This window comes from Frankia sp. CeCAU1, assembly GCF_977971845.1.
On the sequence record NZ_CDWWXA010000148.1, the window covers coordinates 1 to 10,266 of the forward strand.

The 10,266-nt window shown below is 66.6% G+C and carries 9 protein-coding genes; 1 reads left to right on the forward strand and 8 read right to left on the reverse strand.

Annotation, left to right across the window (positions count from 1 at the left end):
- The 7 genes from cas1c to AC08OO_RS19890 all read right to left on the reverse strand — a co-directional run.
- Positions 1–933 (reverse strand): type I-C CRISPR-associated endonuclease Cas1c (cas1c, locus tag AC08OO_RS19860; RefSeq protein WP_476618876.1); only part of this gene is annotated, 933 nt, incomplete at its 3' end.
- Positions 926–1,591, reverse strand: a complete 666-nt coding sequence (gene cas4, locus AC08OO_RS19865) for a CRISPR-associated protein Cas4 (RefSeq protein WP_011437728.1) — start codon at positions 1,589–1,591, stop codon at positions 926–928. The genes cas1c and cas4, both read right to left, overlap by 8 nt.
- Positions 1,588–2,475 (reverse strand): type I-C CRISPR-associated protein Cas7/Csd2, encoded by an 888-nt coding sequence (gene cas7c / locus AC08OO_RS19870; protein WP_476611232.1) that lies wholly within the window; start codon positions 2,473–2,475, stop codon positions 1,588–1,590. The genes cas4 and cas7c overlap by 4 nt, the downstream gene beginning before the upstream one ends.
- Positions 2,476–2,565: 90 nt before the next feature.
- A complete protein-coding gene (locus AC08OO_RS19875) occupies positions 2,566–4,449 on the reverse strand; it encodes a type I-C CRISPR-associated protein Cas8c/Csd1 (RefSeq protein ID WP_051623911.1) in 1,884 nt (627 codons plus the stop codon).
- Complete coding sequence (cas5c, locus tag AC08OO_RS19880; RefSeq protein WP_011437725.1) at positions 4,449–5,114, reverse strand: type I-C CRISPR-associated protein Cas5c; 666 nt, start codon at positions 5,112–5,114, stop codon at positions 4,449–4,451. The genes AC08OO_RS19875 and cas5c overlap by 1 nt, the downstream gene beginning before the upstream one ends.
- Entirely contained in the window at positions 5,111–7,351 is a 2,241-nt protein-coding gene (cas3, locus tag AC08OO_RS19885; protein WP_201783647.1) for a CRISPR-associated helicase Cas3', read from the reverse strand. Before cas3 ends, cas5c begins: the two co-directional genes overlap by 4 nt.
- Before the next feature lie 583 nt (positions 7,352–7,934).
- Positions 7,935–8,177 (reverse strand): hypothetical protein, encoded by a 243-nt coding sequence (locus AC08OO_RS19890; RefSeq protein WP_011437723.1) that lies wholly within the window; start codon positions 8,175–8,177, stop codon positions 7,935–7,937.
- Positions 8,178–8,339: 162 nt separating this feature from the next.
- Between AC08OO_RS19890 and AC08OO_RS19895 the strand changes: the two genes are divergently transcribed.
- Positions 8,340–8,522 carry a helix-turn-helix transcriptional regulator gene (locus AC08OO_RS19895; protein WP_035958778.1) on the forward strand — a complete coding sequence of 61 codons (183 nt, stop codon included), beginning with the start codon at positions 8,340–8,342 and terminating at the stop codon, positions 8,520–8,522.
- Positions 8,523–9,058: 536 nt separating this feature from the next.
- Here AC08OO_RS19895 and AC08OO_RS19900 read toward each other — a convergent pair.
- Positions 9,059–9,796, reverse strand: a complete 738-nt coding sequence (locus AC08OO_RS19900) for a DUF2786 domain-containing protein (RefSeq protein ID WP_134351942.1) — start codon at positions 9,794–9,796, stop codon at positions 9,059–9,061.
- Positions 9,797–10,266: the final 470 nt, after the last annotated feature.

A 10,266-nucleotide genomic window follows, 5' to 3' on the forward strand; every position in this document is an offset into this window, starting at 1 on the left:
GGTGAGGAGGGTGTGGGGCCAGGTTCGGGCGCGTGCCTGGCTCCACAGGGTGAGGTAGTTTTTCCGGCCGGACTCGGTGAGCTGGCAGGAGCCGCCGGGGTGGTGTTCGAAGTCGGCATCGGTGAGCTGGCGCTGGTTGAAGGCGGTGAAGACGAGGCGGTCGACGAGCAGGGCGCGGAATTCTTCCATGAGGTCGAGGGCGAGGGCGGGTTTGCCGGGGCGGATGCCGTGGAGGTAGCCGATGTGGGGGTCGAGGCCGACGTGGTCGAGGGCGCCGTGGACGGCGATGCGCAGGATGCCGTAGCCGAAGGACAGGGCGGCGTTGACCGGGTCGGTGGCGGGTCGGCTGGTGCGTCCGGCGGGGGCGGTGACGGTCGCGTGCGGGGTGAGCAGGTGCGGCCATGTGGCGATGTAGCGGCGGGCTGCCTGTCCTTCGACGCCCATGGCCTCGGCGACGTTGGTGGTGTCACGCAGGGTGGGGAGGGCGTCGGCGAGGTGGGCGGCGGTGTCGCGGAGTGCGGTTTGGCGGGTGCCGGTGGCGTCGCGGGCGGCGCGGAGGAGGAGTTGGCGGCTGTTCTGGAGTTTCCCGGCTATGTATGACATGGCGAGAGTGAGGCGTCGTTCGTCGTCGCGGAAGTGATCGTGTTGGGCGATGCGTAGGTGGGGGTTGCCGCCGGTGGGTCCTTCGACGCGGGCGCGGAAGCGGCCGTTGCCGGTGAGCCAGGTGACGGAGCGGCGGTCGGTGGCGCAGCGTTGTAGGAGATCGTCGGTGATGGTGACGCCGCCGAAGACGACGATGTGATCGACGCGGACGAGGGGGAGAAGGCGGCGGCCTTTGTCGTTGTCGGGATGCCAGATGCGTACGGCGTCGCCGTCGAGGTGCAGGCTGGTTCCGGGTGTTGTGGCGTAGAGGGTGTTGAGGAGCTCAGCCATGCCAGTGTCCTGCGGGTCGTGGGGTGAACAGGTCGTGGGTGCCCGCCGCGGCGTTGGCCAGCTCGGGGAGGCAGTCGTGGTGTAGGGAGCATCGTCGGCAGCGGCGGTCGGCGACGGCCTCGGGGAGGGCCGCGGTGGTGAGGATGTCTCGCATCCGCTCGGCTGCGGTGATGATTCGGGTGGCGAGTGTGTCGGTGAGGTCGACGCGGTGGCGCCGACGGTCGGTGTGGGAAAACACTTCGGCATAGGGGACGTCGAGCGTGAGCATGTCTCGCAGACACAACGCCTGGGCGCCGGCCTGGAGATCGGCCGGCCCGCCGGGGACGTAGGGGCCAACCTTGTGCTCGATCGGGATTGCGCTGGTCGAGCTGATCTCGACGACGTCGCATACCCCGTACAGGCCCAGCCGGTCGCTCCAGACCTGCAGGCCGGTGACCTGCCGGATCCGGTTTCCCTGTGGGGTGGGGACGGCGGGGGACGGTTCGTGGACGTGAGCGTGGGCGACGTTGCCGCGCATCGTCTCGATGTTGTCGGCGAAGACGTTGTCGAGGTGGATCAGTGCGGCCTGGCGGGGGCAGTAGGCGTGGTGTTCCAGGGCGGAGATGGGAAGCCGTCCGGCGTGGGCGTCCCCGCCGGGCCACCAGTCGGAGGGGTTCATCCCAGCACGCGGGTGAGGGCCATGTCGTCGGGCAGGTCGGCGTCATCGACGTCGATCTTGTAGTCGCCGAAGCTGCGCGGTTCACCCGCGGAGATCTTCCGGGCGGTGATGCGGGCGGAGAGGGTGTGGGCCGGTGCGACGCCGAAGGCGTTGTGGTGGCTGAACACGTACAGGCCACGGGTGGCCATCTCGCCGCGGGTCGCGGACCGGTCGTGGTCGAACATGTTGACCAGGGTGCGCAGGAACAGGTCGAGGTCGGCGGCGCTGACACCGGTCTGGCGGCCTCGGGGCGCCGAGTAGTGGATCTCTGCCCGGTACAGGCCGTAGGGGACGGTCCACTTGCCGCCCATCTCGGTGCGTTCGCCCTTGTCGATGTCGGCCTGGGTGGTCTGGGTGACCCGGGTGATCGCATGGTCGACGGGCAGGACCGGGTCGAGGGACCGGGCCATGCCGACCTGGATCGGTCCGCGGATCTGCCCCAGCGACTGGGTCTTGCCGGTGGACAGGACCGCGCCGAACAGGCGGATGTCGACGTACCGGTTGGCGAGCCATTCCCGGGCCTTCGCGGCTTTCGCATCGTCGATCTTCTTGCCGAGTTCGAGTCCCTTGACGAGGTAGGACTCTTCCAGTCGGGTGTTCAGCGCGTGGCCGGCTTCGACGAAGATCTGGTAGCGGGTCAGGTCGAGGCCTTCGGCTTCGGCGGCCAGGCCGATGGTGTCGCGGACCTTCCTCTTGATCGCGACGTCGGTGACCAGGCCATGGCCGGTTTCGTCGTCGGTGCGGGGCCGGTTTCCGTTGTCCGGGTCACCGTTGGGGTTGCCGTCGGTGACGTCGAACAGCAGCACCATGTCGTGCTTCTTCTCGGGATCAAGGTTGAAGGCCATGAATTGCACTCCTGGGGGCAGTTGGTGAAATGACGGCGGTAGTGGGCTTCAGGAATCTGCTGCAGTACGCCAGGTAGGACAGCATATTGATCAAGGGGTGGGTGTGCCGGGATCCGCTGGCATCCCCGGAGTGTTCGGCGGAAATCCAGGGCCGGGTGTCTTCGCGGCGTTGGCGGCGCCGCCTCGACGCATTGAGTCCGACCGGTGGTGACTATAGCCAAGAATGAACATAGCCTGGTCGTCGGGATTTCCTCGACCAGGGAATCCGCCGCTGGCTACCAGTAGTTCGTTGAGCCCATGCAGCTGATTTTCGAGAGCGACTGCTCGGGCGACACTGTCTCGACGAATCTTCTTGAGCCATGGATGAACAAGAAGCCATCCCTGTATAAGAGCGGTCTTCGGGTTGGCAACGGCACCGGCGAAATATCGGTCGGCGAAGGTGGTGTTGAGCCGATCACCCTTTTCTCGGCCCATCTGGGAAGCATAGTACTGGATGGATTCCAACTGGGCGAAGATCCGTCCGGCGAGATAGGCGGGGTCATGGTTGTCCGGGTCAAGACCGGGTCCGGGCACAGGTCGGTTCCTTTCGTCGGCAAGGCGGGCTCGGCGGACCAGGGCCAGGCGTAGCAGTGCGACTCTGGCGTCATCGACGTGCCCGTCGGTACGAATGCGGGTCAGAAGATGGCCGAACAGCGCGGGTGGTACCGGTAGGTTTTTGAGCGCGATGCGCAGGAGGTCTCGGCGGACACCGTCGGGACGTTGCGCGCTGCGGTCGTCGAATCGGGCGTACTCGCCGGAGGAGCGGTCTCCACCGCCTTGCTCGATCCACCGGCCGGTAGCGAGTACTAGGCGGGTCAGCGGTACGTAACCACCGCGGGCCAGGTTCACGCCGTATGTCTGGTGGTCTCCGAACCAGTGGATGATATTTTCCTCGAGCTGCGCCAGGGGCATATCGATCCAGTCCCGGACTGCGATCCGAGCGCCGCTTCCACTGATCGTGACTGAGCAGAACCGTTCGTGTTCCAGGTCGGTGTCTTCAGTGCCGCGACCGCTGTGGACACGTTCACCGAGGACACGGACATCGGCTGCCCGCGCCTGTCCCATAAGAGTCATGACGGCGACTTCCCGGCCGATGGTCCACCAGGTCATCCGACCGTCGCTACCTGACAGAGAGTGATCGGGATGGTCGAGCAGATAGTGCAGGTTCGCGACGGAGATGCGGGCGCAGCCGATGCAGATCGGCACGGTTGCCAGGCTGTCGGAGAAGTCGTAAGTGTGGATCTTCTTGTTCGCGGACACGAGTGCGGCAATGGCCTGACCGGCGAGGGGAACGAGCCGCCGGGGAATCCCCTGGGGGAAGCGTTCGACGAGAACACCATCCTGGCCGCAGACCAGGCATACTCCGCGTCGCCCGCCGTCGGGGCTGTCCCCGCCAGCCTTGCGGCGCTGCACCTCGCGTTCCCAGAAGATCTGGACGGAGCGTTCCTCGGGAAGCCAGTGCCCGTCGTCGCCGACCAGCAGAACAATTCCCTGTTTCGACGTCCAGACTTCCGGGCGGCGGACCTGGTTGTGGCCACGGCGCGTGAAGAAGCCGTCGACGGCCTGAGCTATCAGATCGGCAGGGAAGGCGGTGGCCCAGCGGTGGACGAGGTCAACGAAGCTTGCGTGGCACCGTCCGACCCAGTCCGGCTTCGCATCGTCATCGGCCCAACCGAGGACGTATTGAATGTCGTCGGCACCGAGCAGCGGCGACGCGCCAGAGCTGCGGGTCAGGTAGGGCACGGGGCCCGGCTCGCCGAAGCGGCGTAGTTTGTCGGTCGGATCGGACAGATCTAGCAGGTCCGGCATCGCGAGCTGACCGTCAGCGTCGATCATCAACCCCCAGCGCATCGGCCGAGACTGGTAGAACGGCGGTAGATCGTCCACCCCGCTGATCATCGGGCGTTGGAACTCGGTGAGGCGTTGCAGCAGCATCAGGCCACCGCCGGAACGTCACCACGGATACCGGCCCGCGGGACATACAGGACGCCGGCATCGAGGCGGGCGGTGAACCAGTCGAACGCCACCGGTGGGCCGTGGTGGATGCGGTGCAGCATGACGCCAAGGTCCTCGTCCTGCTTCCACACAGGTGTGCCGTCGGGCGGTGCGAAGGAGGCGGGGAACTCCCGTGCGCCGAGGTAAGGCTGCTGGAAGCAAGCACCACGGCTCACCCGACGGCGGAACTGCTCCCGGTAGGCGGCAACGTCCTTCGTCGCATGGTCTTGGAGTTCGACATGCGCATGGATCCGGTAGGCAACATCTTTCAGGCAGACGGCGCTGCGCTGGTCCCGGTTAGCGACCGTGTCGATCCGCCGTACTCCGCTTGCCGCGTCCGACAGAAGCGGCAGATCGTAGGTTTCGTTCCGGCGGAGGGTGAACTGGTGGAGCGGACGGAGAACCTCGATTGCCACCGGAGCCCAGCGGAACTCCGGCTTCCAGAAGATGGACTCCAGCACTCCGACCGCAGCGGTCGGCGTCATCACCGGGTAACTCACCCGCTCGACCCGGAACTCCGGGCGGGTGAACAGCGCCCCTTCCGCCCAGACCTGGACGGCGACCGGCGGGTCCCCTGAGGGGGAACGGGGCAGGGTCAGGGTCATGCGATGAACTCCTCTCCTGACGGTTCAAGAACGATGCCGGTGTTTTTGTCATAGCTGCCGGCCCATTCGACGAGGTCCCCGAAGACGGGCTGGCACAGCGTGGCGACGTCGGCGCGGTCCCGGGTGCGGCGTTGGATCATGACCAAGTAGGGTTGAAGATCGCGGAAGAGGCGAGGCTCGGGAAGCGGGACCATGCGAATCCGCTCGACGAGCTGACGGACCCGTTCCTCCTCACCCTGGTAAGGCACGGCGACCGGGACGGTGTCCTCATCGATCATTCGGAATGCCTTCGATCTGTCCGGTCTCGGGTCTTCCCCTGTGCGCTTCGGACCTTCCGCTACCGCGCGGAAGTCGAGGGCCGCTCGGCTGATCTGCACCGCCGCTCCCCTGCTATCCCTACCTGACACCCGCGGATTTTGCAGGTAGCTGTGGTAGTAGAGGCGTAGTGCCTTGAGATCATCTGGGTCGGCGCGGCCCAGTCCGATGTACCGGGCGGTGATGCCGACGGGAAGGTCGTAGGAGCGTGGACGGCCGCCATCGGCCGGGTCGAATACGACCACCAAGCCGCCTTTCGGGCCGAGATGCCCCTCCCGGTTCGCCCTGCCCGCGGCCTGCTGCAACGAGTCCGCCGGGGCCATCGCCCGGAACACCACTGGGAAATCCAGGTCGACGCCGGCCTCGATCAGCTGGGTGCTCACCAGCCGGACGGGTAGCCGCGCGGTGAGCCGTTCCTTCACCTCCGCGAGTACCTCTCGACGGTGCGCCGGGCACATTGCCGTCGACAGATGCAGCACCGGGGTGGTCGCCGGTACACGGGCAGCAACCAGGTCCCGCATCTGGCGGGCATTCGCGACCGTATTCACGATCGTCAGCGACTGGTCTGCACCGGCAGCCGCCGGATCGGCAACCCGATCAGCGACCTGCTCCAACGTCGGTTTCGGATCGGGCCACCACTCGTACCGAACCCGACATGACGTCTTATACAAGGATTCCGGATTGGAGATCACCTCGATCGGCGTGATCGACTCCAACGGATCCAGCGCCCACAGCTCCGGCTGTGTCGCCGATGCCAGTAACACCGTCGTCCCGAACCGCGCCGTCAGCGTCCGCAACCCGTCCACGATCGGGAGAAGCAGCGGCGCCGGCAACGCCTGCACCTCATCCAGGACGATCACGGAGTTGGCGAGACGGTGCACCTTGCGCATTGCCGCCGGCTTGCGGCCGAAAAGCGAGTCGAACAGCTGCACGGTGGTCGTCACGACGAATGGCGCATCCCAGTTCTCCGCCGCCAGCCTGCGCCACCGTTGCGCCGGACCGTCGTCATCGACAGTGACGTTCGAGTGATGCTCCAACACCACCGGAGCGCCCTTGCCCGCCCCGACCGGGTCCAACAGACGCCGGTACACTGCATGGTTCTGCTCAGTGATCGTGATGAAGGGCACCGCGACGATCACCCTGGACTTTCCCTGCTCGAGGGCATGCCGGAGGCCGAACCCGGCCGCCGCGATCGTCTTCCCCGATCCCGTCGGCGCCGGCAGCCGGTAGATTCCCGTCGGACCGGCCGCCGCGGCCAGGCACGCTTCATACACCTCACCGCGCAACCGGTCCGCAGCCGGGGCGGGGGGCCGACCAGCCAGCATCTCCTTACGCCGACCGACGAACCGATCCCACAACATCGCCATGTCCGCGGGAGCCGCAACCTGCGGCTGGCCACCGGACCGATGAGCCGCCGTGTCCAGCCCGTCCGCGTCGACCAACGCGCTGAACAGGAAGCGCATCAGCATCTCGCTGGTACCCGGCTCATCGAACCCGACCGGGAGACGCACCGGCGGCCCGTCGAACAACCCAGGAAGCAGCGGACGTAGCGCTGCCTCCGCCTCCGCCCGGTCCTGTACATCTCGCGGTTTGCTTCGATCTTTGATCATCGAGCGTACCTCGGACGGATTGGTCAGCCCGCCGTGATGACCATGCAAAGGCAAACCGAGCACCGGGAAGGCCCCACGCCGCTCCGCGAGAAGAACGCCCAACGTTTTATGATCTTCACCTACGCGGACGCCCGTCGCCTCCGCCCGCAACAGACCGTCCTGCCAGGCACAGGATGCCTTGCCCACGTCATGCGCCAATCCTGCGAAGCGGCCCACCTCACCGGCACCGAACACCGCGGCGAAACGCTCAGCGAGCAGTGCGGTGCCCTCAAGATGATCGACAAGTCGGTGGCGCATGCCGGACGTGTTCATACTGTGTGCCCACATCGCTGAACCCCGCTCTCGAGTCCGCGTCGAGCCACCCCCCGTGGCCGATTAGCGACGCAACCTCGTCCGAGGATCATTCAAGCGGATGGGTCCGACAGTTTCCGGCCGGGGGTCGATGCCATCTCCCAACCATCGGCTTCCCGACCCATCCGGCTCAGGACCATGGTCCCGCCGACGAACGAAGCGATCATGTAAACATGCCGGAAGCTGCTACTCGAAGGGCACTCCAGCACGACCATGCAGAGCTCGGAACCTTGAGCCAACCTTGCGAGTACCCCACCGACTCGCTGGAGCGGGAGCCGACCCATCAGCTGGGGAGAGCGGATCTTGGCCGACGATCCCGACCACGGCTTCCTCGACATCGCAGACCCGCATCTTCACCGCCGCGTTCGTCCACGAAACGGACGACCTTCGCGGCCTGGCCGCGAGGCAGAACGGTTCTCCCTAACGCCGATTTCCGCACGGGCCCGTCCCCGGCGAGGATCACAACGGAGTGAAGGCGCGGCGCAGGACGTCGCCGCGCAGCGTTGAGCGCCCGCCCCCGGGCGGACGCCCTCTCCAAGGCGGATCAGTCGCCCGAGGATGCTGTCTCGCGGAAGACCAAGGTGACGTCGACGTCGCCGAAGTGCTCGGCGAAGACGGCACTGGCCGGCATGGACGCGAGGGCGGCGGCTACCTGTTCGACTGTCGCCTCGGGCGAGACGGACAGCCCGATGTCGACCGCCGGCGGGTGCACGATGCGGGTCACCGTGACGAACTCCGACGCGTGCTGTGGACTGGGGGGTGGCTCGGATGGTCGAACGGTGGTCATACTGCGGCCTCCTTGCGGATCGGTCGCGGGTGTCCCGCCTCGATCGTCGGCACGGGGCGGAGTCGCCTCTCGGCGCAACGGGTTGTAGCGCTGCAATCAAAGTATGCGCCCTGAGGTTGTAGCGCTGCAACTAGCTAGTGTTGATCCGTGGCGGATGAGACCATGACGAGCAGTGACATCGCGTCGTTGCTTGGGATCTCCCAGACCGCCGTCAACAAGATGATCTCGAAGGCGTCCGACTTCCCGACGCCCGTTATCGCGCGACCGAACTTCCGGGCCTGGCGGCGCCCTGAGGTCGAGGCATGGTTACGGCAGCACCGCCCCGGTGCGCTCGACGGCCAGTAGAACTCCGCCAGGAAGGGCCTCGCCGCCGTAGCCGACGCCTGCGACGCTCGGCAATGCCGATATCCCAGTCGCTGAACTCACCCAGGGTCAGGTTCCTTTCCCTCGACGCCACCCCGGAGAATTCTCTACCAGGGCACGGCGTGCCCGGAGCCTCTCGCCCCTGGTTCGATGGGCGGCCTCATGGGTCCTGGGAGCTTGCGCGTAGCGCAAGCTCCATATGTGCCGTCGGAGGTGGGTGACGCCGGGTGCCGTTCTGTCCATCGTCCGGCGGGTTGTTTTCCCCGGGGGGAGTGGGGGTTCGGGGGCGCATTTGTGTGCCGCGTCCTGCCGATTTTCTGGTCGTGGTCTCGGGCGGGTTGCTCTGGGGCTGGATTCTCCCGGAATCATTGTCTGATCTTTGTCGGAGTCGATCGTAGCCTGGAAGGGAAGGACGCCGGCAGAACAGACGGCACGGGGCGTACCGGAATAGCTGCGGGCATGGTGAAGGGCCGGCGCCGCTGGGTGGCGGCGCCGGCCTGGCGCGGGGTGCGGTGGGGTTAGCTGCCGAGAGCGGGCCGCTGGGTGGGGGTCAGGCGGGTGCCGCCGAGGTCGGCGCGTTCGCCGGCGTGGTAGCCGTCGCGGCCGCCGGAGCCGGAGAGCTGGCGGGCTCGTCCCTTGCGCAGCCGGGGGTAGGTGTGGGTGAGGTGGCGTTGGACGAGGGTGGCGCGGTCGGCGAGGACGAGGGCGGTCGACGGTCCGGTGCTGGTGGTGTCTTCGCGCAGGGCGCGGGCTTTCGCGGCGGCTTCGGCGGCAGTGAGCCGTTTGTAGACGGCGACGGCGAAGCCGGCGAGCCAGGAGCGGCGGAAGGCGCGCGGGTTTTCCCCGGTGGGGATGCGGGCGGCGGTGATGCCGTAGGAGGACTGGACGAGCAGGGAGGTGTAGAGGATCTGGGCGCGGTCGAGGTCGGCGGTCATCCCGAACAGGTGGGCCTGCTGGCGGAGCCGGTCGGGGTCGCGGCGGGTGTGGGAGACGATCTGGCAGCCGAGGGGGACAGCGATGGAGGACAGCAGGTTGAGCTTGTCGCGGGCGTAGGGCGGGTCCATGTCGAGGCGGATATCGCTGGGGGTGGCGGGGCGGTTCTGTCGGGCGTCGAGGCGGGCCTGGTCGATGCCGTAGCGGGCGATGAGCTCGGCGGCTTTCAGGTTGTAGCTTTCGCGGGCCTGCTCGCTGATGCCGTCCGCTTCCGCCATCGCGAGGAGTTTGCGGATTTTGTCGAGTGCGACGTCTGGTTGCATGGTCCGTCCCTGCTGGGTGATGGATTGATGATGCCCCCTTGCAGCACCTCATATTCTACTGTTTCTGAGGGTATTGTGGCTGCGGCGCACCGATATTTTTCCCTCTTGGCTGATATGTTTCTTTGCGGTTTTGGTCGGGCCGGGATAATCGTTTTTCTGGCTGGTTGAATCCTCTCAAGATATGCCGGTGGTTTTCGGGCGGTGGGACTATTCCTCTCTCCGGGCTTCTTTTTTGTTGTTTATCCGTGCCGGTGAGGCGTGAGGGGCCGGGTCGGGTGTGTTCCTCGGGGTCGTCGGGCGACGCCATGCGACCTGCCTGTCGCGGTGGTGGTGTTCCTTGGCGGGGCAATGGGCGCGGGGGAGGTATCGGGCGAGGTCCTCGGTGAGGTGTTCGACGAGGTCCTTGGCGATGTTCTCGGCGGGGATGGTGGGACGTCCGGCCGGGTGTGTTCCTGGGGGCGGGGTCGAAG

Excerpts from the sequence above, each read along its gene's own strand:
- cas5c (WP_011437725.1), bottom strand. The coding sequence starts at position 5,114 with ATGACCCTGACCCTGCCCCGTTCCCCCTCAGGGGACCCGCCGGTCGCC.
- AC08OO_RS19900 (WP_134351942.1), bottom strand. The coding sequence starts at position 9,796 with ATGCAACCAGACGTCGCACTCGACAAAATCCGCAAACTCCTCGCGATG.
- AC08OO_RS19875 (WP_051623911.1), bottom strand. The coding sequence starts at position 4,449 with ATGCTGCTGCAACGCCTCACCGAGTTCCAACGCCCGATGATCAGCGGG.
- AC08OO_RS19890 (WP_011437723.1), bottom strand. The coding sequence starts at position 8,177 with ATGACCACCGTTCGACCATCCGAGCCACCCCCCAGTCCACAGCACGCG.
- cas4 (WP_011437728.1), bottom strand. The coding sequence starts at position 1,591 with ATGAACCCCTCCGACTGGTGGCCCGGCGGGGACGCCCACGCCGGACGG.
- AC08OO_RS19895 (WP_035958778.1), top strand. The coding sequence starts at position 8,340 with ATGACGAGCAGTGACATCGCGTCGTTGCTTGGGATCTCCCAGACCGCC.
- cas7c (WP_476611232.1), bottom strand. The coding sequence starts at position 2,475 with ATGGCCTTCAACCTTGATCCCGAGAAGAAGCACGACATGGTGCTGCTG.
- cas3 (WP_201783647.1), bottom strand. The coding sequence starts at position 7,351 with ATGAACACGTCCGGCATGCGCCACCGACTTGTCGATCATCTTGAGGGC.